Source organism: Rhizobium sp. RSm-3, from assembly GCF_001854685.1.
Taxonomy (GTDB): domain Bacteria; phylum Pseudomonadota; class Alphaproteobacteria; order Rhizobiales; family Rhizobiaceae; genus Rhizobium; species Rhizobium ecuadorense.
Window position 1 is genome coordinate 113,340 of record NZ_MAWZ01000003.1, and the last position, 21,880, is coordinate 135,219.

The following is a 21,880-nucleotide window of genomic DNA, read 5'->3' on the forward strand; positions in this document are numbered from 1 at the left end:
TTATCGCCGGTTTTCGAGTGGGGAATCAAAGGCAGGAATAAATTCATAGAAAATGGCCGTTGACTCTTCATTAGCTCTCTGGAATCTATAAGAACATAACAGGAACAACACGGATTGGAGAACGCCATGGCGCAGCACGCCCTGGCGCGCGAGCGGCTTTTTGCGCTCCGCGAAACCATCGCCAGACTGGAGGGGAAACCCGCGCCGGCGCTTGCGGCAGCGGAGCGGGAAGCCCTGGCGGACGGAAGCAAGACACAGCGGAGACGTAGTCTGCCGCCTCTGGCGTTCGGAGTGGAGTGTCTTGATGAGGCGCTGGAAGGCGGTCTGCCGCTCGATGCGATCACCGAATTCCGCTCCGCTCTGTCGCGTGATGCCGGTGCGGCAAGCGGGCTGGCGCTGGCCGTCGCCGCGCGGCTGCAGAGCCAGGAGGCGGCTGCTGGCAGGCTTTCTCCGCTGCTCTGGATCGGCGATGCTGTCGGCACGCTGGAGGCCGGCCGTCCTTATGTTCCCGGGCTTCGGGATTTCGGGCTGAGCCCGGAGCGGTTTTTCCATGCGGCGCCGCGCAAACTGGACGAGGCGCTCTGGCTGGTGGAGACCGCAGTGGAAAGCGCTGCCTTCTCGGCCGTCATCTTCGAAGTGCGAGGCAATCCCGCCCATTTCGGCCTGACCGAAAGCCGCAGGCTTAGCCTCAGGGCGCGGGCTGCCCGCCGTCCGCTCTTTCTTGTCCGCCAGGCCGGGGCTGAGGAGGCAAGCAGTGCGGCTTTCCGTCTGCATGTCGAACCGGCTCCATCCGGTCTGCGGCCATTGCCGGATGGATCGAAGCTTTCCAGCAGCATCGGCAATCCGATTTTCCGTCTCACGCTGGAGAAGGGCCGCAATCCGGCCCCGCTCTGCTTTTTTCTGGAGTGGAACCCCCATGAACGCGAATTTCTCCCTGTCGCCGAGCCAAACCTCGTTCGTTCTCCAGGCGAGCAGTCAGCGCATTCTGGCGCTCAGCTTTCCGCATCTGCCAACGGACCGCATCGCCCGCAGGCGATGGGGGCTCTCCTGGCGTTCGAAAGGGCGTCCTGAGGCACCGCCTATCGTCTGTTCCGGCAAGCTCAACAATGCCATGCGGCTGACGGCGCTGGACGAATTGGCCGAGAGGCTGGGGCTGAAAAAGGAGCAGGGCGTTGCCGAAGCGCGTGCCATGTACCCAACGCTCGAGGTCGCGGAAGAGGATCCGGCGGCCGACCGCCGGTTGCTGGAGGCCATTGCCGACTGGTGCGACCGTTATACGCCTTTGGTAGCGTTCGACGGCAAGGAGGGGCTGTTTCTCGACATCAGCGGCTGCGCCCATCTCTTCGGTGGGGAAAAGGCGCTTCTCAAGGATGTGCTGTCGCGGCTTTTTCATATGGGGATCGATGCGCGCGGGGCGATCTCATCCTCACCGGGCCTTTCCTGGGCCGCGTCGCGCTTCGGGCAAGGCGGCGTGATCGAGGACGAGGAGACGGAGCATGTGCTGATGTCGTTGCCAGTGGCAGCCTTGCGGCTGGAAGGACAAACCGTCGATGCGCTGAAGAAGCTCGGTCTGAAATATATCGGCGACGTCATCGATGCACCGCGGGCGCCGCTGACCCGCCGGTTCGGCCCGGGACTGCTCCTGCGTCTCGACCAGGCGCTGGGACGTGAGGAGGAGCCGGTCTCGCCGCGGCGTCCGGTCGCCAGCCTCTCGGCCGAAAGCCGCCTGATCGAGCCGATCGGGACGGAAGAACAGATCCTTGCCGTCACCCGGCAGGTCGCCGTGTCGCTGCAGCCGTCGCTGGAGACGCGGGGGATCGGCGGACGGGTGTTCGAACTGGTGCTGTTCCGCGTCGACGGCAGGGTCTTTCGTATCTCCGTCGGCGCTTCGCAGCCGCTTCGCGAACCGAAATTCATTGCCGGGCTTTTTTCCGAGCGATTGCAGGCAGTCTATGACGATCTCGATGCCGGCTATGGTTTCGAAATCCTGCGGTTGAATGTGTTGCGGCATGATCCCTTCAATGAGGCCCAGGCGGATTTCGAGGGCGACCGCCAGGGCGAGATCTCGCTTTCGGCCTTCGTCGACCGGGTCTCGGCCCGGCTGGGTGCGGATTGCCTGCACAGCTTCCAGCTCCGCGAGAGCCATGTGCCGGAACGCGCCGTCATCACCGTTCCTGTAATGGATGGTCTTCCCCGGCGGAAGACGGCGCAGGACATTCAGCTCCCTTTCCGCCAAGAGCGCCCGTTACGGCTCTTTGCCACGCCGGAGCCGGTCGAGATCATGCTCGCCGAAGTGCCCGATGGTCCGCCGCAGATCTTCCGCTGGCGGCGCATGCAGCATCAGGTGGCAAGAAGCGAAGGGCCGGAACGGATCGCCATGGAGTGGTGGATCGACGGGGATGACGCCGAGGCGCGCGACTATTTCCGCATCGAGGACGAGACCGGGCATCGCTTCTGGATCTATCGACGCGGTTTTTACGGAAGGGAACTCGATCCTCGCTGGTTCATGCATGGTGTGTTTGCATGACGAGCGGATCCGCATTTTTCGAGATCGGCGCGAGGACGAATTTTTCGTTTCTCGAAGGCGCCTCCAGTCCTGAGGAAATGGTCGTGCAGGCCGCTCATCTCCGGCTCGGCGGTCTCGGCATTGCGGACCGGAACTCGGTTGCAGGCGTCGTCAGGGCGCATGCGCAGGCGCTGCAGCTCGAGGAGAGATACAGGAACAGAGATGCGATCATCGCCCAGGCGGAGAAGGAAGGGAAAAAGGAAAGGATTTTCGATCCCATCCGGATTCAGCCGGGCGCCCGTCTGGTCTTTTCAGATGACACGCCGGATATCCTCGCCTACCCCCGCAATCGACGGGGCTGGGCAAATCTCTGCCGCCTTCTCAGCGCCGGCAATCTGAAGGAAGAAGCGGTCAAGGGAAGCTGCCTCCTGACGGAAGCGGAGCTGATGGAATGGGGAGACGAGATGATGCTCGCGCTCGTTCCCGATCGCACCCTTGTCGATCGTCAGCCAGGCCAGTCGGCGCTGGAAGATTATCTGGAAAGGCTTCGCAGACGGTTCCGCAAGGGTTTTTTTATGACGCTGGCGCCAGCCTATGACGGCCGCGACCGGCAGGTCTTTGCGGTGCTTGCCATGCTTGCGGCGCGAAACCGCGTGCCGCTGATTGCGACCAACCAGCCGCTTTATCATCATCCCGAACGACGGCCGCTTTCGGATGTGGTGATCGCGATCCGGGAGCATGTCGAGATAGCGCAGGCCGGATTCCTGCTGGCGCCGAATGCCGAGCGCTACCTTAAGGATTCACGTGAAATGGTCCGGATCTTCCGGGACTATCCTGGCGCGATCGAAAATAGCCAGGCCTTCTTCGATAAGCTGACCTTTTCGCTGAAGGAATTGGAGCATAATTATCCGCCTGAAAACGATCCCGGCGAAACGCCGCAGCAGACGCTTGAGAGGCTGACGAGAGCGGGAGCGACAAGGCGCTATCCCGAGGGTGTGCCGCTCAAGGTGGCGCAGCAGATCGATTATGAACTGAAACTCATCGGCGACAAGAACTATGCCTCCTACTTCCTGACGGTTTACAGGATCATCCAGCACGCCCGTTATGACCTCAAGGTCTTGTGCCAGGGGCGCGGCTCGGCGGCAAATTCGGTCATTTGCTATTGCCTCGAAATTACGGAAGTCGATCCTCAAAAGAGCACGCTGCTGTTCGACCGTTTCATTTCGATGGACCGCGACGAACCGCCGGATATCGATGTCGATTTCGAACATGATCGGCGCGAAGAGGTCATTCAGTTCATCTACAGAACCTACAAAAGAGAACATGCCGGGCTGACGGCGGGGGTGACAACCTACCGGACCCGTTCGGCAGGCCGCGAGGTCGCCAAGGCCTTCGGACTGTCGGAGGATGTCCAGTCGGCGATCAGCAGCCTCGTCTGGGGCTGGTCGGAGGACAATCTCTCCGAGCGGGATGCCAAGGCGGCCGGCCTCGACATCAAGGATCCGGTCACCAGGAACGTGCTGAAATATGCTTCCGAGCTTCTCGGCTTCCCGCGCCACCTCACCCAGCATGTCGGCGGCTTCGTCATCACACGGGACCGGCTCGACGAGGTGGTGCCGATCATGAAGACGGCGATGCCGGATCGCTACATGATCGAATGGGACAAGGACGATCTCGACAACGTCAAGATCCTCAAGGTGGATGTGCTGGCGCTCGGCATGCTGACCTGCCTGCGGAAGGGTTTTTCGCTGCTTGAACTGCATTACGGCGTGAAGAAGACGCTCGCCGATCTCGGCAACAGGGAACATGGGGACGAAGGCAGACCCGTTTACGAGATGATGGGCCGGGCCGATACGCTTGGCGTTTTCCAGATCGAGAGCCGGGCGCAGATGAGCATGCTGCCGCGTCTTAAACCGAAGCTATTCTACGACCTCGTCATCGAGGTGGCGATCGTCCGGCCGGGACCGATCCAGGGCGATATGGTGCATCCCTATCTGAAGCGCCGGGAGCAGCGGACCAGGAATATCCCGATCGAATATCCGAGCGAGGAGCTGAAAACGGTTCTGGAAAGAACCCTCGGCGTGCCGCTGTTTCAGGAACAGGCGATGCAGATCGCCATCACCGCCGCAGGCTTTGCGCCTGCGGAAGCCGACAAGCTTCGCAGAGCGATGGCGACATTCAAGCGAACCGGCACGATCGGCAATTTCGCGACGCGGTTTATCGAGGGAATGACCTCGAAGGGTTATACCCGGGAATTCGCGCAGCAGTGTTTCAACCAGATCAAAGGCTTCGGTGAATATGGCTTCCCTGAAAGCCATGCCGCCTCCTTTGCGCTGCTTGTCTATGCCTCCTCATGGCTCAAGGCCTATTATCCCGACGTCTTCTGCGCGGCGATGCTGAATTCCCAGCCGATGGGGTTTTATGCGCCGGCGCAGTTGGTCCGGGATGCACGCGAACACGGGGTCAAGATCCTGCCGGTCGACATCAACGAATCCGACTGGGATTGCGGTCTGGAGGCGGCCGGTTTCGATCCGAATGCCGTCGATTTCCGTCACCGTGAGATGCGCGGGATCATCAAGGCGCGGCATGCGGTGCGGCTCGGCTTTCGGCAGATCAAGGGCGTCTCGGATAAGGAGATGGAGCTGCTCGTCAAACATCGAGGTAGAGGCTACGGTTCCGTTCGGGATCTCTGGCTGCGATCCGGCCTGCAGAAATCCGTCATCGAGCGGCTGGCGGATGCCGATGCCTTCCAATCCCTCAAACTATCGCGACGCGACGCGCTCTGGGCGGTGCGGGCGTTGGATGTGAAGAGCGCGGCCGAGGAGCTGCCGCTTTTCGAGCCGGTCCGTCATGTCGATCTCCAGGCTGAGCCGGCAACGAAGCTGCCGGACATGCTGCCCGGAGAGCAGGTCATCGAGGACTATCGTTATCTCTCGCTGTCGCTGAAGGCGCATCCGGTCTCCTTCCTGCGTGAGGAATTGCGGCATGCCGATGTGACGCGCAATGTCGATCTGTTGACGGTTCCCAACGGCAGAAGGGTGACGATCGCGGGCCTGGTGCTGGTGCGCCAACGGCCGGGATCGGCCAAAGGCGTGATCTTTATGACGCTCGAGGATGAGACCGGCGTCGCCAATGCGATCGTCTGGCCGAAGATCTTCGACACATACCGCTCGGTTGTGATGGGCGCCCGGCTGGTGAAAATCCGCGGCAGGCTGCAAAGCCAGAGCGGCGTGATCCATACCGTCGTCGAGCATATCGAGGACATGACACCGGCGCTCGGCATCCTGCAGCGCGAGGCCCGGCGTTTCGGCGTCTGCGAGCGGGCAGACGAAGTGCTGAGCCCAGGTGTCGATCAGCGGCAGAAAAAGCGTGCGCATGCACAGGAGAGAGCGGATCTGGAAAAACGGATGGTGGCCACAGGCCGCAATTCCGGCATAGCGGAAACTGCCGAGGTGATGCCGCGCGGACGCAACTTCCATTAAAATGCGCCACACCGATCGGGATCTCGCTGCCCGCCTTCAGTTGCCTTATGGCGTCATCATCCTGGAAGCACTGGATAATCCCGGACGAAATGCATCGGCTTCTCATTTCGACGCCGCATCCGGTGAAGCGGGGCTCGAATTTTTTCTTGACAGCCACCATCTTCTTTAGCAGAAAACACGATAGTCAGTGTCATGTTTGGAATGAAGACGTGCTTGTCTGCAGCTGCAATTATATAACCGACAAGGAAATCCGGGAGGTTATCACCAACCTTCTCGATGAAGATTGTTGGCAGCTTATCGTGCCGGCGAAGGTCTATCACGCCATGGAAAAACGTGGCCGTTGCTGCGGCTGTTTCCCCAATGTCGTCGATATCATTATCCAGACGACCGAGGAATATCACGCCCGTCGCCACTCGACGGAGACCGAAATATTTGATTTCATGTCCCGCTTGAAACAATTCCATGAGGAAAACAGGAGAGCGGACATTGAAAGGCGACAAAAAGGTCATCGAGCGGCTTAACGAGGCGTTGTTCCTCGAGCTCGGGGCGGTCAATCAATATTGGGTTCATTATCGTCTTCTTGAGGACTGGGGCTACACCAAGCTCGCCAAGAAGGAACGCGCCGAATCTATCGAAGAGATGCACCATGCCGACCGGCTTGTTGCACGCATCATTTTCCTCGAAGGCCATCCCAATCTGCAGACCCTTGCGCCTCTGCGCATCGGCCAGAACGTCAAGGAAGTGCTGGAGGCCGATCTTGCCGGCGAATACGACGCCCGCGCGGCCTACAAGAAATCGCGCGATATCTGTTATGAGACCGGTGATTACGTTTCCATGAAGCTCTTCGAAGAGCTGCTGATGGATGAGGAGGGCCATATCGACTTCCTCGAAACGCAGCTCGAGCTGCTCGGGAAAATCGGCGAAAGCAAATACGGCCAGCTCAACGCCGACTCCGCCGACGAAGCCGAATAGGATTCAAACGAAGATCGGCCGCTTGGGTGGCCGGTCTTCCGCACCTGTATTATCGCAGCTGCAAACCAGTCCGATTATCCCGTATCGCTCAGTCTTCCGATTGCAGTCCTGCCAGATGCTGGAATTCGGCCACCACCCGGTCGTAGACGCTGCGCTTGAAGGAAACGATCAGCCCCGGCAGTTCCTGCATCGGCTTCCATTCCCAGGAATCGAATTCCGGCTCGTGGCCGCCGGGCGGCGGGTTGATGGCGATCTCGCTGTCGTCGCCATCGAAACGGAAAGCGAACCAGCGCTGCGTCTGGCCGCGGAATTTTCCCTTCAATCCGATGCCGATCAGTGCCGGCGGCAGATCATAGTTGATCCAGTCTGCCGCTTCGGCAAGCAGGGTCACCGTCTTGATGCCGGTCTCCTCGTAGAGCTCGCGATAGGCGGCGTCCAACGGATCCTCGCCCTTGTCGATGCCGCCCTGCGGCATCTGCCAGAGCTGCGGCGAGCCGTCATATTCCGAATTGCCGTCGGGAATGCGCCGCCCGGCCCAGACGAGGCCATCGCGGTTCAGGATCATCACGCCGACGCAGGGGCGGTAGGGCAGATCCTCGGCTTTCACGGTCGCCTGGCTCATCTTCTTCTCCATTCAGGGAAACTTGTGTCAGGGATTTTTGGGGTCGTTGGAAAGGGCGGCGACGCCGACGATCTCGATGCCGCGCATCGCAGCCTCCTCGCTCCATTTGGCGATGGCGTCGACACTTTCGTCGAAAGCCGAGGCGACGCCGATCGCCTGACCGTTCTTGCGAGCGATGCGCTCGAGCTCGTCGAGCTTCTTCAGCACGGCGTTGATATCGAGCTGGCCGTCGAGCTGCAGGTCGGCGAAGGCATAGGGCAGTTCGGTTCCCTTGGCGACATCAGCCGTCTTCGACTGCGCCGAGGTGCCGTCGTCGAGGAACAGCAGGCCGCGTTTGCCGATATCGCGCATGACAGGCTCCATGGCGGTGGAATCGGAGAGGAAACGGCCGCCGAGATAATTCATGATGCCGGTATAATTGGTAATTTCGCCCATCGCCTTGTGCAGGTTTTCGATGTTGCGGGCGACAGGCTTCGAAGTCAGCAGCGTCTCGGGACCCGGATCGTTCGCCGGATAATCAAATGGCTCGAGCGGCACTTGCAGCAGGATCTCATGGCCGCCGCGGCGGGCTTCCTGCATCCAGCGCTGCAGGCTGTTGCCACTTGCGGCAAAGGCGAAGGTGATTTCTTCAGGCAATTCGGCGATGGCGCGCTGCGTCCCGGTCTGGCTGAGTCCGAGGCCGCTGACGACGATGGCGATGCGGACGCCGCGCGCACCGGATGAAGGGCGGGCATACTGATCCATCGGGCGCCGGCCATCAGGGCCGACGATCGGAAGCCTGCCGAACGGGGTGTCTTCGAGCAGCGCCTCATTCGGCTGGGCCGCCATGCGCGGATCCTGGCCGATCTGCATGGCATCGACCAGCACCGGCCCGCTGCCGTCGCGCGGGCGGGGGCTATATTTGGTGACCACGGAGCCATCGCCGGTGACCATCTGTTCGACATTGGCGCCCGAGCGCGGTTCGGCGCGCGGCATGCCGTCCGCCGTCTGGTTGGCGGTTGTCGCCGGTGGCTGGGGGCTATTGGCGGGCGCTGCGGCCTGTTCGGCCGCTGGGGGCTCGGCGCGTTCGAGACCATCGCCACGAAACGCCGTATAGAGGGAAAAGCCGCCTATCGCGAAAAGGCAAAGACTGGCGGCGATACGGCCGAGGCGCAGAACACCCGGGCGCCGGCTGCCGGTTTTGCGGTTGCGGCCTAAAGGCGCATGCAGGTCCGTTCCCAATTTTTTACCCGCTCCAAAACCGGGAAACAGCAGAAAGGCTCAAGGCCGGGCGAGGTGCCCGGCCTTGAACTGATCATTACTTGGCGACGACGGCCTTGTCAGGGTTCGGCGGGAAGGCCGGATCGGTCTTCTTGCCGCGCAGCAGATCGAGCGCGTAGTTCAACTGAACGTCATCCTTCGGATCCGGGGGCACATAGGCAACGGAGCCCGAACCTTCGTCGGTCTCGCTCTGGCCCTTGATATGGCCGCGCAGGCTGGATTCGCCTTCGGTCACCATCTTGCCCTGCAGTTCCTCCGGCAGCGGCTCCTCGACCTTGATGTCGGGGGTGATGCCGGTGCCCTGGATCGAGCGGCCCGACGGCGTGTAGTAGAGCGCCGTGGTCAGGCGCAGCGCGCCGTTTTCGCCGAGCGGGATGATCGTCTGGACGGAGCCCTTGCCGAAGGAGCGCGTGCCGAGAACGGTGGCGCGGCGCAGATCCTGAAGCGCGCCGGCGACGATTTCCGATGCGGAAGCCGAACCGCCATTGATCAGCACGATCACCGGCTTGCCATCCGTCAGGTCGCCCGGGCCGGCATTGAAGCGGCGGGTTTCATCGGGATTGCGGCCGCGGGTCGACACGACCTCGCCGCGCTGCAGCAGCGCATCGGAGACGTTGATCGCCTGGTCGAGCAGACCGCCCGGATTGAGGCGCAGGTCGAGGACATAACCCTTCAGCTTGTCGGCCGGAACGGTGTCCTTGATCTTCTTGATCGCCTTTTCCATGTCGGGATAGGTCTTCTCGGTGAAGGAGATGATGCGGAGATAACCGACATCGTCCTCGACACGCGATTTGACGGCCTGGACGGCGACGACGTCACGGACGATCGTCAGCTCGATCGGCTTGTCGGCGCCCTTGCGGATCAGCGTCAGCTTGATCGGCGTGTTGACGGCGCCACGCATCTTCTCCACGGCGTCCTCAAGCTTCAGGCCACGCACGGACTGGCCGTCGATCTCGGAGATATAATCGCCGGCGAGAACACCGGCCTTGGCGGCGGGCGTATCGTCGATCGGGGTGATGACCTTGACGAGCTCGTCTTCCATGGTGACTTCGATGCCGAGGCCGCCGAACTCACCCTTGGTCTGGGTGCGCATGTCCTCGGCGTCCTTCGCATTCATGTAGCTCGAATGCGGATCCAGCGAGGAGAGCATGCCGTTGATGGCGTTTTCGATCAGCTTGTCTTCGGCCGGCGGCGTCACGTATTGGGCGCGCACACGCTCGAAGACGTCACCGAACACCGAGAGTTCCTTGTAGGTGGATGATCCGGCCGCTTCTGCCGGCACACCCGCCGAGTAAATGACGCTCATGGCAGTCGCACCCATCAATGCGCCGACCAGAACAAGAGAAGCCCTACGAATCATTGCGTGCCTTTCCAGTGTCTTTGGCGGTCCACCACGGTCGGGAATCGACCGGTTTACCGTCCTTTCGAAATTCAATGTAAAGCGTTGGCCGGTCCGTTTCCAGCGCCAATGCAGTTGCGCTTGCCACTCTTTTCGCCCCCATCACGGCGAGCGGCTCGCCGGAGAAAACGAATTTTCCCTGACGGGTATTGATCGTATCCATTCCCGAGAGAACCAAGTGGTAGCCATCGCCGGTGTCGAGGATGATCATCTGGCCGTAACTGCGGAAAGCGCCGGCGAAAACCACCAGGCCATCGGCAGGCGCGGTCACCACAGTCTCCGGATTGGTGGCGACCGTCATTCCCATCGCCTCGTGCCCGGTGCCGTCGGCATCGCCGAACTGGCGCAGGATATCGCCCGCAACGGGCACCTCCAATTTCGCCTTCAATTCTCCGAAGGGATATGCGGGCGCAATGCGGTTTTTATCGGGCACACCGCTGTCGGCCAGGGCCTTGGCCTGGGCGCGCTGCTCGTCGGTCATCAGCCTGCGGTTCTCCTCCGCCTGGCGGGCGGCGGCGGCCGCGTCGCGCACCGAAGCGATCTCGGATTCCATCGAGGCAACGAGGCCTTCCAGGCTGGTCGCCTTGCCCGCCAGTTCCTCGGAGCGTTTTCTCTCGGCCTGGAGTTCGGCGGCGTTGCTGCGGCTGAGCTTGTCGTTTTCGGCAAGCAGCAGGTCCATGCGCCGCTCTTCCTCGATGCCGTTGGTCATCGTCGCAGTCAGGCCGGCCTTCTCGGCGGCGCTTGCGGCCTGCAAGGCGGCGAGGCTTGCAAGGTCTCCGGCAAGCTTGTCGGTCTCCTTGCGGATGCCTGGAACAACGGCGCCGAGCAGGATGGCGCTGCGCACCGAGGCGAGTGCGTCATCAGGGGTGACGAGCAAAGCGGGCGGCGGGTTGCGGCCCATGCGCTGGAGCGCTGCCAGCACCTCGGCCAGAAGGCCGCGGCGCTCGTGCAGGGAACGGCGGATGTCATCCTCCTTGACGCCGAGATCGGCAAGCTTCTTCTCGCTTTCGAGGATCTGCTTGTCGAGCCCCTTGCGGCGGGCGGCAGACTCGATCAACGCCTGGCGGATGCTTTGCGTGCTCTTTTCCAGATCGGCGATGCTCTGTTGAAGCGCACTCACCTTGTCGCTGGAAAGACTGATGGTTTTCGACAGGGTTTCGAGTTCGGCGCGGGTCTTATCCCGTTTGACGGCCAGTTCGGCGGCCGGATCGGGTGGCGGCGGCTCGGCTGCCGGCTGCTGGCCAGATTGTGCCGCTTCAGATGGGGCATCCTGCGCCCGGACGATGAAGGGATCTGCCGACACGGCAATCGCCGCCACACCGATACCGGCAGCGATAGCCGGCAGGATCATGCGGTGTCGCCTGGTGGATGCTCTCGTCATGCGTGTTGGGGCACTTTCTCAAATCGCGCGGAGACTAAGCTGATTTGGCGCGCTTTGCCAGAAAGTTTGAAGCCCAACGGGTGACCAAGCAAACACGGCTGCGTGACCATGCGAATTGCCGAGGCATGAGGCCGGTGGGGCATCAGACGCGGTGATAGGGGTGGCCGGAGAGGATGGTGACGGCGCGATAGAGCTGTTCGGCAATCAGCGTGCGCACGAGCTGATGCGGCCAGGTCATCTTGCCCAAGCAAAGCGTGGCGTCGGCACGGTCGTAGAGGGAAGGATCGAGGCCGTCGGCGCCGCCGATGGCGATCAACAGCTCGCGTTTGCCCTGGTCGCGATAGGAGCCGAGCAGGCCTGCGAAGGCTTCGCTGTCGAGCGCTTTGCCGCGTTCGTCGAGAAGAATGAGGACGCTGCCGTCGGCAAGCGATTTCACGAGCTGCGCCGCTTCCTCGCGCTTGCGGGTTTCCGCGTTGGAGGCGCGGCTTTCGGCCACTTCGGCTACACGGGTAAGTTCGAGGCCGACGGCAGGGCCGGCCTTGGCGAAACGGTCGAAATAACGGGCCGCAAGATCCTTTTCGGGGCCGGATTTCAGCCGTCCCACCGCGAAAAGACCAATTCGCATTCATCCGCTCCCGCTGGTGCGGCACATCGGGCGCATAAGGCGCCGCCGGCCGGTTTTCATGTTTTCCGGCCAGCCAATGCCACATTCAGGCGCCGGACAGAATGCCGGCCTGCCTGTCAGTGCCGTGTTTCTTCATCCATATCCGGAGCCGCCCACATCTTTTCGATGTTGTAGAACTCGCGGATTTCGGGACGGAACACATGCACGATAATATCACCCGTGTCGATCAGCACCCAATCGCCGCCTTCCTGACCTTCGACGCGGGCCGTGCCGAGGCCGTCGTCCTTCAGGTCGGTGAGCAGGTGATCGGAGATCGCCATGACATGCCTGTTCGAGCGGCCGGAGACGACAATCATGTAGTCTCCCAGCGCCGATTTTCCGGCAATGTCGATGGTGACGATATCTTCAGCTTTGGAGTCCTCGAGGCTGGCGAGGACGGTTTCTAGGGCGCGGGCGGCGGCATCGGCGCCACGTTCCGCACTCTTCGGGATAACGGCGAACGTTTTTCCCTTGGCGTGTACTGTTGTCAGTGCTTTCCCTTTCCTGGAATGACAAACCATGCACAACACGAGATCCGATCGAGACCGGATCATGGTTAAGATAGGCATCAAACCATTAATGTTTCAAGACGTGCTAAGATACAGAGCGGCCGAAAATCCGATCTGGCGTCCGAATTGAAGAATATTGCGCCTCGGGCTGCTTCTCGCGGGCGGTGTACAGTTTCCGTACCGCCGCGTAAAGTGCGGCAAATTTCACGATTTCACGATTCGATGACCGATCCAGCCGCAAAAACACTCGTGCCCGTCCTGCGAATCAGCTTCCCGGACGAGGATCGTCTCGGTCACGGCAAGATGGAGTTGCTGGAACATATCCGCGCCACCGGATCGATCTCGGCGGCGGGGCGGGCGATGGACATGTCCTATCGCCGCGCATGGCTGCTGGTCAGCGAAATGAACCGGATGTTCCGCGAACAGGTGGTGGAGCCGCAGCGCGGCGGCCAGAAGGGCGGCGGCGCGGTGCTGACGCCGTTCGGCGAGGAATTGCTCGAGCGTTTCCGGCGGATGGAAAAGACGATGCGCGAAAGCCTCGCCGAGGATCTCGCCTGGCTCGAAGGCAAGCGCAGCCTATAGGAAACGGATCAGGCCTCCAGAGCCACCGTCTTGATGACGGCAAAGACTGTTTTGCCGGGCTGAAGATCGAGGCGCTCGCAGGAGAGCGTCGTGATGCGCGCGAGAATGACGTCGCCGCCGCAATCGATCCGGATTTCCACCGTTCCGTCCTCGTCCGACGAGATCGCCGCGATCCTGCCTTCGAGAATGTTCAGCGCGCTGAGGCCCTCGGGCCTGGTGGTCGCCAGCATGACGTCGCGGGACGGGATGCGGATGCGCACCGGTCTGCCTGAAGCAAGCGCTGCGCTCGGAATATGCAGCCGAGAGGATTTCAGGGCGACGGTCGACAGGCGGTGACGCGGATCGAAGCTTTCGACGGTGCCTTCGAGCAGCGCGCCCGCCTCTTTCCGATCGGCCGCCGCAGAGGGACGGCTCAATATGTCGACGGCCGGGCCGGTCGCTTCGACCTTGCCGTCGCTGAGGACGACGACCTGATTTGCCAGCCGCGCCACCTCGGCGATCGAATGGCTGACATAGACGATCGGGATTATCGTCTCGTCGCGCAGCCGCTCCAGATAAGGCAGGATCTCGGCCTTGCGCGCCTCGTCGAGGGCGGCGAGCGGCTCGTCCATGAGAAGCAGGCGGGGCGCGGAGAGAAGGGCGCGACCGATGGCGACACGCTGCTTCTCGCCGCCGGAAAGTTTTGCGGGGCTGCGTTCCAGCAGCGGCTCGATGCCGAGCAGGTCGACGATGCGATCGAAGCTCTCGCCGCCTGCGGTTTTCGCCGCAAACCAGCGGCCGTAGGAGAGATTGGCGCGGACGCTGAGATGCGGGAAGAGCCGCGCCTCCTGGAAGACATAGCCGAAGCGGCGGCGGTGTTTCGGGACGAATAGGCCGGTTGCGGTTTCGGTCAGGGCCTCGCCGTCGAGGACGACGCGGCCTTCGTCCGGGCGGGCGAGGCCGGCGATGATGCGGATCAGCGAGGTCTTGCCGGAGCCGGAGCGGCCGAACAGCGCGGTGACGCCACGCTCGGAGGTGAAGGCGGCGTCGAGCGAAAAGCCGCCGAGCCTTTGTTTTGCCGCGACGATCAGCGTCATTCCGGATCGATCCTTTGGCCGGCGACGCGGGCGAGGAATTCGGAGGCGAGCAGCGCGACCATGGAAATAACGATGGCGACGAGCGTCAGGCGCAGCGCACCGGCATCGCCGCCCGGCACCTGGGTGAAGGTATAGATCGCTGATGACAGCGTCTGGGTTTCGCCCGGGATGTTGGAGACGAAGGTGATGGTCGCGCCGAATTCGCCCATCGCCTTTGCGAAGGAAAGGATCATGCCGGTGATGATGCCGGGCAGGGTCAGCGGCAGGGTGATCGTCAAAAACACCCAGGCGGGACCGGCGCCGAGCGTTCCGGCCGCCTCCTCCAGCTTGCGGTCGACCGCCTCGATCGACAGACGAATGCTGCGCACCATCAGCGGAAAGGCCATGACGGCGCAGGCGAGCGCCGCGCCCGTCCAGCGGAAGGAAAGAACGATGCCGAAATACTGGTCGAGCAGGCTGCCGACCGGACCGCGGCGGCCAAACAGGATCAGGAGAAGGAAACCGGTGACGACCGGGGGCAGGATCAGCGGCAGGTGCACGATGCCGTTCAGCACCGACTTGCCCCAGAAGCGGCCGCGGGCAAGCAGCAGGGCGACGAGGATGCCGAAAGGCAGGCTCGCCAGCATGGCGACAAAAGAGACGCGCAGGCTGAGCAGGATCGCCGTCCATTCCTCATTGCTCAGGCCGAACATATCCAAACGAAATTGTCTCCATGAAATTTGAAGGCTGTCGAGGCGATTGCCTGTTTGATGACAAACCTCGTTCTTTACCGGCGTCACCCGATGCCGGCCCCTCATCCGCCCGCCGGCACCGACCGGGGTCGAGCCACGCGTCTCGACCCGTCCTTCGGACCCCCGTAAAACGGGGCGAAGGGGATATGCCGCGCCCTCTCCGTCCCCACCAACCTTTCGCAGGGCACGTCCCCTCGCCCCGTTTACGGGGAGAGGGTTAGGGTGAGGGGCCGCTTCACGCTAAGCCGTCACCATCGATTCCGCAATCAATTCAACCCATCATTTCAGGACAGTAAAACCCTGCGCCGTGAAAAAGGCGGCTGCCTTGTCGGATTTCAGGAAGTCGAGATAGGCTCTCGCATCCGGGTTCTTGCTCTCGGCAAGAATGGCGGCCGGATAGATGATCGGCGGATGCGAATCGGCCGGGAAGGTGCCGACGATGGCGACACCCTGATCGGCGGCGGCATCCGTCTGGTAGACGATGCCGTAAGGCGCTTCGCCGCGGGAGATGAGGGCAAGGGCAGCACGCACGCTTTCGGCGCCGGCGACCTTGCTTTCCACCGATTTCCAGACGCCGAGCTTTTCCAGCGCGGCCATGGCGTATTTGCCGGCCGGAACCGATTTCGGCTCACCCATGGCCAGCTTGCCGTCACCCAAAAGCGCTGCGAGATCGAAGCCCGGCTTGATCTCGACCGGCTTTGCCTTGGCCTTTTCAGCAACGAGCACGATCCGGTTGCCGAGCAGGTTGGAACGGCTGTCGGCCTTGATGAGGCTCTTCCCGGCGAGGTAATCCATCCAGGCAATGTCGGCCGAGATGAAGATATCGGCGGGCGCTGCGTTCTCGATCTGCTTGGCGAGCGCCCCGCTTGCCGCATAGGAGGCGACGGCTTGCCTGCCGCTCTCCTTGACCCAGGCGGCATTGGTGGCATCGAGCGCCTCCTTGAGGCTTGCCGCCGCAAAGACCGTGAGCTTTTCGGCTGCGGTGGCAGGTGTCGGCAGCGCTGCTGCCCCAAGCCACAGGGCTGATATTGCGGCGGTTGCCAGTTTCATCCATTGGCGGCGGTTCTGCATGATGACTCCCAGAGTTCGAAATATTTCAAGGAATATAACGGTGCTCACGCTTTGGCTAGTGGATGTATTCAGGAAAATATAACAGCATCGGTTGACCGCTGGGCATTCACCTATTCGGGAAGCGCATGGCTTTGTGAGAAACGGAAATCCGCGGACGCGCAGCCTTCCCACTGAGCGCCAATCCGCAATCGACAGGGCCTGCCTTTGCGGCTACCTCGCTGGGTTGCACCTAAAAACGGCAGTATTTCGCGGGCCGTCCTCGGAAGGATTGCAGCACTCGCATTGCTGCATTGCACAAATTGATATTCACCTTCCCGCGGAATATGGTAGAACAGACTCATCGAAACGGCTTCTCCTCCTCCCATAGCCGTTCGATAGGGTCGACAACACTCCTCCTCCCAGTTGTCGATCGAGTTTATAAGCCCGACGGATCCTCCCCCGTCGGGCTTTCTCGTTTCCGGGATTTCCTTGAAAATCAGCCTATTCGGCACTGCCCGGCAGCGCACCGTTGCGGATTGCCGTCGAGCTCAGGCCGGAGCGCGGCCCGTGGATGAAGGTCCAGGCCGGCGCGGGTTTCTTCCAGAGAATGCGCGCGTCGTCCTCGTCGACACGGGCGAAATCGAAGGTCCTGGTCATCTTCGAGGAGAGGTAGGAGAGCGTGGCACCCGGCCGGTCGATCACGGCGATCGGGAAGGTGCGGACGATTTCCTGCCATTTCTGCCATTTGTGGAAGGTCTGCAGGCCGTCGGCGCCCATGATCCAGATGAAATGCACATGCGGATTGCGGGCCTTGACGCGGGCGAGCGTATTGGCGGTGTAGCTGACGCCAAGCGACTGTTCGAAAGCGGTGACCTTGACGCGCGGATCGGCGGCGACACGCTCGCTTTCGGCAATGCGCTCGGCAAGTGGCGCCAGCTGGTTGCGGCTCTTCAGCGGATTGCCGGGGGTGACCATCCACCAGAGCTGGTCGAGGCCTAGCCGCTTGATGGCGATCTCGGCGACCAGCGCGTGGCCCTGGTGCGGCGGATTGAACGAACCGCCGAACAGACCGACGACCATGCCGCGCTCGCTGTGCGGCATGCGGAGATAATGCCGGTCCAAACTCTCCGCCGTCACGTCAGGGCCGCGTCTGTCCGGCGCCGTGCACCCGATATTTGAACGAGGTCAGCTGCTCGACGCCGACCGGGCCGCGGGCATGCATCTTGCCGGTGGCGATGCCGATTTCCGCGCCCATGCCGAACTCGCCGCCATCGGCAAACTGCGTCGAGGCATTGTGCAGCAGGATCGCCGAATCGACTTCGGTGAAGAAACGCGCGACGACATCGGGGTCCTCGGCGATCACGGCCTCGGTGTGGTTCGAGGAATATTTCTGAATATGGGCGATCGCGCCGGATATGCCGTCGACGACGGCGACCGAAATGATCGCGTCGAGATATTCGGTCGACCAGTCCTCCTCGGTCGCGGGCTTCAGGCCGGGGGCGACCTTCAGCACTGTCGGCGAAGCGCGGACCTCGCAGCCGGCATTCGTGAGAACCTCGAGCAGCGGCGTCAGATGCGTGCCGATTGCGGCGCCATCGACGAGCAGGGTTTCTGCCGAGCCGCAGATGCCGGTGCGGCGCATTTTGGCATTGACGACGATCTGCTTGGCCATCTCGATATCGGCCGAGCCATCGACATAGATATGGCAGAGGCCCTCGAGATGGGCGAAAACCGGCACGCGGGCCTCGCTCTGCACGCGGGCGACCAGGCTCTTGCCGCCGCGCGGCACGATAACGTCGATCGCTCCGTCCAAGCCGCGCAGCATGGCGCCGACGGCGGCGCGGTCGGTGACCGGAACGAGCTGGATAGCATGCTCTGGAAGTCCGGCGGCCTTCAGGCCTTCGACCAGGCAGGCATGGATCGCCTGCGATGAGCGGCGCGAGTCCGAACCGCAGCGCAGGATCACGGCATTGCCCGCCTTGAGGCAGAGGGCGCCGGCATCGGCGGTGACGTTCGGCCGGCTTTCGAAAATGACGCCGATGACGCCGAGCGGCGTGCGGACGCGCTCGATCTTCAAGCCGTTCGGCCGGTCCCAGGCGGCGATGACTTCGCCGACGGGATCGGCAAGGGCGGCAATGGCGCGCAGCCCCTCGGCCATTTCGGCGACGCGTTTGTCGTTCAGCGTCAGCCGGTCGACGAAGGAGGCGAGCATGTCGCTGCCTTCGGTGTCTTTCAAATCCTTGGCATTCTCGGCAAGGATCTCGGCCTTGTTGGCCAGGATCGCATCGGCCATGGCGTTCAGCGCCCTGTTCTTGGCCTCGGTGGACGCAAAGCTCAGCGGTCGCGCGGCAGCCTTTGCCTTGCGGCCGATGTCATTCATCAGCGCGTCAATGTCGGGGCTTGCCGCAACGGTCTCAAGCATGGGCCGCGTCCTTCTTCTGCCTTTCCGATTTCGAACCGATCTGTCCCGTCATCACCATATCGTCGCGATGGACCATGGCGGCGCGGCCGGGATAACCGAGAATGGCCTCGATTTCCGCCGACTTGCGGCCGGCAATCCGGCGGGCATCCTCGGCATCGTAGCTGACCAGTCCGCGGGCGATCTCGCGACCTTCAGGGCCGACGATCGCCACCGTATCGCCGCGGCTGAACAGGCCGGAAACGCCACGCACGCCGGCGGGAAGCAGGCTCTTGCCGGCCCCGAGGGCGGTGACGGCGCCGTCATCGACACGCAGTTCGCCGGCTGGCTGCAACTGCCCGGCGATCCAGGTCTTGCGGGCGGTGACCGGTGTGCCCGATGGCGCGAACCAGGAGGAACGCGCGCCGTTTTCGATTGCCGACAGCGGGCTGTCGGTCTTGCCCGAGGCGATGATCATGGCGCAGCCCGATGTCGTGGCGATCTTGCCGGCATCGATCTTGGTGCGCATGCCGCCGCGTGAGAGCTCGGAAGCGGCGCCGCCGGCCATCGCCTCGATCTCGGGGGTGATTTCGGAAATCGTCTCCAGGAAGGTCGCCTTCGGGTCGAGATGCGGCGGTGCGGTATAGAGGCCGTCGATATCGGAGAGAAGGACGAGCAGGTCGGCGCCGGTCATCGTCGCGACGCGGGCGGCCAGGCGATCATTGTCGCCATAGCGGATCTCGCTGGTGGCGACCGTGTCGTTCTCGTTGATGATCGGCACGGCGCCGATTTTCAAAAGCTGGTTGATGGTGGCGCGCGCATTGAGATAACGGCGGCGCTCCTCGGTGTCGCCGAGCGTCAGCAGGATCTGGCCGGCGACAATGTCGCCGTGCGACAGGCTTTCCGACCAGGCGCGGGCCAGCGCGATCTGGCCGACGGCGGCGGCGGCCTGGCTTTCCTCCAGTTTCAGCGCGCCGGAGGGCAGGTCGAGCACCGAGCGGCCGAGCGCGATGGCGCCGGAGGATACGACGAGCACATCGATGCCCTTGGCCTTCAAGCCGGAAATGTCAGCGCACATGGCGTCGAGCCAGGCCTTCTTCAGCCCGGCCTTGCGGTCGACCAGCAGGGCCGAGCCGATCTTGATGACGATGCGGCGGTAGCGGCCGAGCGGCTTACGGCTGGTCATCGGCCCCATCCTCGCCAATGTCCTCAGCCTCATCGGCGACAACAATGTCGCGATGGCGCAGCTTCGGCACCTTGGCCGGCTTTTCCTCGGCATTTTCCTCGACGATGATGTCGCGCAGCGCGCGCAGCACCTCGGTCATGCCCTTGCCGGTGACGGCCGAAATCTGGAACGGCGTCTTGCCGCAGGCCTTGGCCAATTCCTTCGTCTTCTTCTTCAGTTCGGCCTCGTCGAGCACGTCGATCTGCGACAGCGCCACGATTTCCGGCTTATCCGTCAGCTCGTTGCCATAGGCTTCGAGCTCGTGTTTCACCGTCTTATAGGCTTTGCCGACCTTTTCCTCCTGGGCGGAGACGAGGTGGAGCAGCACGCGGGTGCGCTCGACATGGCCGAGGAACCGGTCGCCGATGCCGACACCCTCATGGGCGCCTTCGATCAGGCCCGGAATGTCGGCCAGGATGAATTCCCGCTCGTCGATGGTGGCGACGCCGAGATTGGGGTGCAGCGTGGTGAAGGGATAGTTGGCGATCTTCGGCCGGGCACGGGTGACAGATGCCAGGAAGGTCGACTTGCCGGCATTGGGCATGCCGACGAGGCCGGCATCGGCAATCAGCTTCAGCCGCAGCCAGAGGGTCTTTTCCTCGCCGGGCAGGCCGGGATTGGCCCAATCCGGCGCCTGGTTGGTCGAGGTCTTGAAATGCGCGTTGCCGAAGCCGCCATTGCCGCCATGGGCGAGGCAGTAACGCTGGCCTTCGACGGTGAGATCGCAGATCAGCGTTTCCCGGTCTTCCTCGAAGATCTGGGTGCCCACGGGGACCTTCAGCGTCACGTCGCTGCCGTTGGCGCCGGTGCGGTTCCTGCCCATGCCATGGGTGCCGATCGTCGCCTTGAAATGCTGCTGAAAACGGAAATCGATCAGCGTGTTGAGGCCGTTGACGGTCTCGACCCAGACATCGCCGCCACGTCCGCCATCACCGCCGTCGGGGCCGCCGAACTCGATGAATTTCTCGCGCCGGAAGGAAACGCTGCCCCCGCCGCCGTCTCCGGACTTGATATAGACCTTTGCTTCGTCGAGAAATTTCATTTTACTTCCAGTATCCGGTGGCAGTTGGACGGCCCGTCTTGGCCCATTCGATATAGGCGGTTCCGACGGAGGTCAAAGATTATCGTGAATTTTGCGAGCTATAACATACAGTACGGCTTCGGTCTCGACGGCAGATACGATCTCGAGCGCATTGCCCGGAGCCTTGAGGGCGCCGATATCATCGCGCTGCAGGAGGTGACCCGCGGCTTCGCGCGCAACGGTTTTGCCGACATGGCGGCCGACCTTGCCGCCTTCTTTCCCGACCATTTCTGGGTGTATGGGCCGGCCTGCGACCTGCATGTCGAGGCTGCCGGAAGCGAGCGTCCGCCGGTGCGGGGCATGCGTTTCCAGTTCGGCAATATGGTGCTGTCGCGCTGGCCGATCCTTTCGACCCGGACGCTGCTTCTGCCGCGCAGCCGCACGATCGGCAAGATCAATCTTCAGCGCGGTGCAACCGAGGCGGTGATCGCGGCACCCGGGGGCGCGATCCGCGTCTATTCCGTCCATCTCGACCACGTCTCTCCAGACGAGCGCATCCGCCAGCTGCAATGTTTGAACGCGCATATCAACGCTTTCCTCCACGAGGGCGGGTCGCTGACGGGGGGTGGTGAATTCGATCTGCCGGAGCCGCCGCTGCCGGAGGATTACGTCATCATGGGCGATTTCAACATGGAGCCGGAATCGCCGGAATATTGCGCGCTTGCCGGTGCCGGCGGCGGATATTACGGCCGCATCGCCCGGATCGGCACGCCGGTCGACGCCTTTGCGGCGCTCGAAGCTTACCGCCCGGAGAGCTACAGCTGGATGAATCCCGAAGATCACGGCGAACGCATGCATCTCGATTATTGCTTCGTCAGTTGCGGCCTCAAGGGCCGGTTGCAATCCGCCCGGATCGATACGCAATCCGTCGGCTCCGATCATTTCCCGCTATGGGTCGAGATCGGGAATTGACGGAGACGCCGCCACGGGCGGCGGCGGCTC

General features: G+C 62.5%; 20 protein-coding genes. 7 read left to right on the plus strand and 13 right to left on the minus strand.

The window, feature by feature from the left end; translation table 11 throughout:
- The first annotated feature begins 126 nt into the window (after positions 1–126).
- The 5 genes from BBJ66_RS35205 to bfr all read left to right on the plus strand — a co-directional run bounded on the left by BBJ66_RS35205 (position 127) and on the right by bfr (position 6,960).
- Entirely contained in the window at positions 127–1,071 is a 945-nt protein-coding gene (locus tag BBJ66_RS35205) for an ImuA family protein (RefSeq protein ID WP_071085854.1), read from the plus strand.
- 10 nt (positions 1,072–1,081) lie between these two features.
- Complete coding sequence (locus BBJ66_RS06800; protein WP_274534067.1) at positions 1,082–2,527, plus strand: Y-family DNA polymerase; 1,446 nt, start codon at positions 1,082–1,084, stop codon at positions 2,525–2,527.
- Positions 2,524–5,988 (plus strand): error-prone DNA polymerase, encoded by a 3,465-nt coding sequence (locus BBJ66_RS06805; RefSeq protein ID WP_071085859.1) that lies wholly within the window; start codon positions 2,524–2,526, stop codon positions 5,986–5,988. Before BBJ66_RS06800 ends, BBJ66_RS06805 begins: the two co-directional genes overlap by 4 nt.
- Before the next feature lie 89 nt (positions 5,989–6,077).
- Complete coding sequence (locus BBJ66_RS35210) at positions 6,078–6,509, plus strand: (2Fe-2S)-binding protein (protein ID WP_083335526.1); 432 nt, start codon at positions 6,078–6,080, stop codon at positions 6,507–6,509.
- A complete protein-coding gene (gene bfr, locus BBJ66_RS06815; RefSeq protein ID WP_071085861.1) occupies positions 6,475–6,960 on the plus strand; it encodes a bacterioferritin in 486 nt (161 codons plus the stop codon). Before BBJ66_RS35210 ends, bfr begins: the two co-directional genes overlap by 35 nt.
- 88 nt (positions 6,961–7,048) lie before the next feature.
- Here the strand turns inward: bfr and BBJ66_RS06820 are convergent, their stop codons facing one another.
- The 6 genes from BBJ66_RS06820 to rsfS all read right to left on the minus strand — a co-directional run bounded on the left by BBJ66_RS06820 (position 7,049) and on the right by rsfS (position 12,807).
- A complete protein-coding gene (locus BBJ66_RS06820; RefSeq protein ID WP_049733276.1) occupies positions 7,049–7,582 on the minus strand; it encodes an RNA pyrophosphohydrolase in 534 nt (177 codons plus the stop codon).
- A 27-nt stretch (positions 7,583–7,609) separates the two neighbouring features.
- Entirely contained in the window at positions 7,610–8,803 is a 1,194-nt protein-coding gene (locus BBJ66_RS06825) for a divergent polysaccharide deacetylase family protein (RefSeq protein WP_071085863.1), read from the minus strand.
- A gap of 76 nt (positions 8,804–8,879) precedes the next feature.
- Positions 8,880–10,202 carry a S41 family peptidase gene (locus BBJ66_RS06830; RefSeq protein WP_003543943.1) on the minus strand — a complete coding sequence of 441 codons (1,323 nt, stop codon included), beginning with the start codon at positions 10,200–10,202 and terminating at the stop codon, positions 8,880–8,882.
- Complete coding sequence (locus tag BBJ66_RS06835; RefSeq protein ID WP_071085865.1) at positions 10,192–11,592, minus strand: murein hydrolase activator EnvC family protein; 1,401 nt, start codon at positions 11,590–11,592, stop codon at positions 10,192–10,194. Before BBJ66_RS06835 ends, BBJ66_RS06830 begins: the two co-directional genes overlap by 11 nt.
- Before the next feature lie 172 nt (positions 11,593–11,764).
- Positions 11,765–12,247, minus strand: a complete 483-nt coding sequence (gene rlmH / locus BBJ66_RS06840) for a 23S rRNA (pseudouridine(1915)-N(3))-methyltransferase RlmH (RefSeq protein WP_049733279.1) — start codon at positions 12,245–12,247, stop codon at positions 11,765–11,767.
- Between the two features lie 116 nt (positions 12,248–12,363).
- A complete protein-coding gene (gene rsfS, locus BBJ66_RS06845) occupies positions 12,364–12,807 on the minus strand; it encodes a ribosome silencing factor (RefSeq protein ID WP_003589592.1) in 444 nt (147 codons plus the stop codon).
- A gap of 210 nt (positions 12,808–13,017) precedes the next feature.
- On the opposite strand from rsfS, the gene BBJ66_RS06850 reads away from it, so the two are divergent.
- A complete protein-coding gene (locus BBJ66_RS06850; RefSeq protein ID WP_071085867.1) occupies positions 13,018–13,377 on the plus strand; it encodes a winged helix-turn-helix domain-containing protein in 360 nt (119 codons plus the stop codon).
- 8 nt (positions 13,378–13,385) lie between these two features.
- On the opposite strand, the gene modC is transcribed toward BBJ66_RS06850, so the two are convergent.
- From modC to obgE, 7 genes are all read right to left on the minus strand, one after another.
- Complete coding sequence (gene modC, locus BBJ66_RS06855; protein WP_071085869.1) at positions 13,386–14,453, minus strand: molybdenum ABC transporter ATP-binding protein; 1,068 nt, start codon at positions 14,451–14,453, stop codon at positions 13,386–13,388.
- Positions 14,450–15,151 carry a molybdate ABC transporter permease subunit gene (gene modB / locus BBJ66_RS06860; protein WP_071085871.1) on the minus strand — a complete coding sequence of 234 codons (702 nt, stop codon included), beginning with the start codon at positions 15,149–15,151 and terminating at the stop codon, positions 14,450–14,452. Before modB ends, modC begins: the two co-directional genes overlap by 4 nt.
- A gap of 312 nt (positions 15,152–15,463) precedes the next feature.
- Entirely contained in the window at positions 15,464–16,255 is a 792-nt protein-coding gene (gene modA, locus BBJ66_RS06865) for a molybdate ABC transporter substrate-binding protein (RefSeq protein WP_071085873.1), read from the minus strand.
- A 480-nt stretch (positions 16,256–16,735) separates the two neighbouring features.
- Positions 16,736–17,335 carry a nicotinate-nucleotide adenylyltransferase gene (locus BBJ66_RS06870; protein WP_225880994.1) on the minus strand — a complete coding sequence of 200 codons (600 nt, stop codon included), beginning with the start codon at positions 17,333–17,335 and terminating at the stop codon, positions 16,736–16,738.
- Positions 17,336–17,372: 37 nt separating this feature from the next.
- On the minus strand, positions 17,373–18,656 hold the full coding sequence (locus BBJ66_RS06875; RefSeq protein WP_071085875.1) for a glutamate-5-semialdehyde dehydrogenase: 1,284 nt from the start codon (positions 18,654–18,656) through the stop codon (positions 17,373–17,375).
- The gene (gene proB, locus BBJ66_RS06880) at positions 18,649–19,818 is read right to left on the minus strand and encodes a glutamate 5-kinase (RefSeq protein WP_071085877.1); all 1,170 of its coding nucleotides are present in this window, start codon (positions 19,816–19,818) and stop codon (positions 18,649–18,651) included. The genes BBJ66_RS06875 and proB overlap by 8 nt, the downstream gene beginning before the upstream one ends.
- Complete coding sequence (gene obgE / locus BBJ66_RS06885; protein WP_071085879.1) at positions 19,805–20,899, minus strand: GTPase ObgE; 1,095 nt, start codon at positions 20,897–20,899, stop codon at positions 19,805–19,807. Before obgE ends, proB begins: the two co-directional genes overlap by 14 nt.
- Positions 20,900–20,983: 84 nt before the next feature.
- Between obgE and BBJ66_RS06890 the strand changes: the two genes are divergently transcribed.
- Positions 20,984–21,850, plus strand: coding sequence for an endonuclease/exonuclease/phosphatase family protein (locus BBJ66_RS06890; RefSeq protein WP_071085881.1), 867 nt, complete (start codon positions 20,984–20,986; stop codon positions 21,848–21,850).
- Positions 21,851–21,880 lie beyond the last annotated feature (30 nt).

Bases quoted from the DNA above. Each gene is read 5' to 3' on its own strand.
- rsfS (WP_003589592.1), bottom strand. From the start codon at position 12,807: ATGGTTTGTCATTCCAGGAAAGGGAAAGCACTGACAACAGTACACGCC.
- proB (WP_071085877.1), bottom strand. From the start codon at position 19,818: ATGACCAGCCGTAAGCCGCTCGGCCGCTACCGCCGCATCGTCATCAAG.
- BBJ66_RS06805 (WP_071085859.1), top strand. From the start codon at position 2,524: ATGACGAGCGGATCCGCATTTTTCGAGATCGGCGCGAGGACGAATTTT.
- BBJ66_RS06820 (WP_049733276.1), bottom strand. From the start codon at position 7,582: ATGAGCCAGGCGACCGTGAAAGCCGAGGATCTGCCCTACCGCCCCTGC.
- BBJ66_RS06835 (WP_071085865.1), bottom strand. From the start codon at position 11,592: ATGATCCTGCCGGCTATCGCTGCCGGTATCGGTGTGGCGGCGATTGCC.
- BBJ66_RS06850 (WP_071085867.1), top strand. From the start codon at position 13,018: ATGACCGATCCAGCCGCAAAAACACTCGTGCCCGTCCTGCGAATCAGC.
- rlmH (WP_049733279.1), bottom strand. From the start codon at position 12,247: ATGCGAATTGGTCTTTTCGCGGTGGGACGGCTGAAATCCGGCCCCGAA.
- modA (WP_071085873.1), bottom strand. From the start codon at position 16,255: ATGCAGAACCGCCGCCAATGGATGAAACTGGCAACCGCCGCAATATCA.
- BBJ66_RS06875 (WP_071085875.1), bottom strand. From the start codon at position 18,656: ATGCTTGAGACCGTTGCGGCAAGCCCCGACATTGACGCGCTGATGAAT.
- obgE (WP_071085879.1), bottom strand. From the start codon at position 20,899: ATGAAATTTCTCGACGAAGCAAAGGTCTATATCAAGTCCGGAGACGGC.
- BBJ66_RS06870 (WP_225880994.1), bottom strand. From the start codon at position 17,335: ATGCCGCACAGCGAGCGCGGCATGGTCGTCGGTCTGTTCGGCGGTTCG.
- BBJ66_RS06830 (WP_003543943.1), bottom strand. From the start codon at position 10,202: ATGATTCGTAGGGCTTCTCTTGTTCTGGTCGGCGCATTGATGGGTGCG.
- BBJ66_RS35210 (WP_083335526.1), top strand. From the start codon at position 6,078: ATGCATCGGCTTCTCATTTCGACGCCGCATCCGGTGAAGCGGGGCTCG.
- BBJ66_RS35205 (WP_071085854.1), top strand. From the start codon at position 127: ATGGCGCAGCACGCCCTGGCGCGCGAGCGGCTTTTTGCGCTCCGCGAA.
- modC (WP_071085869.1), bottom strand. From the start codon at position 14,453: ATGACGCTGATCGTCGCGGCAAAACAAAGGCTCGGCGGCTTTTCGCTC.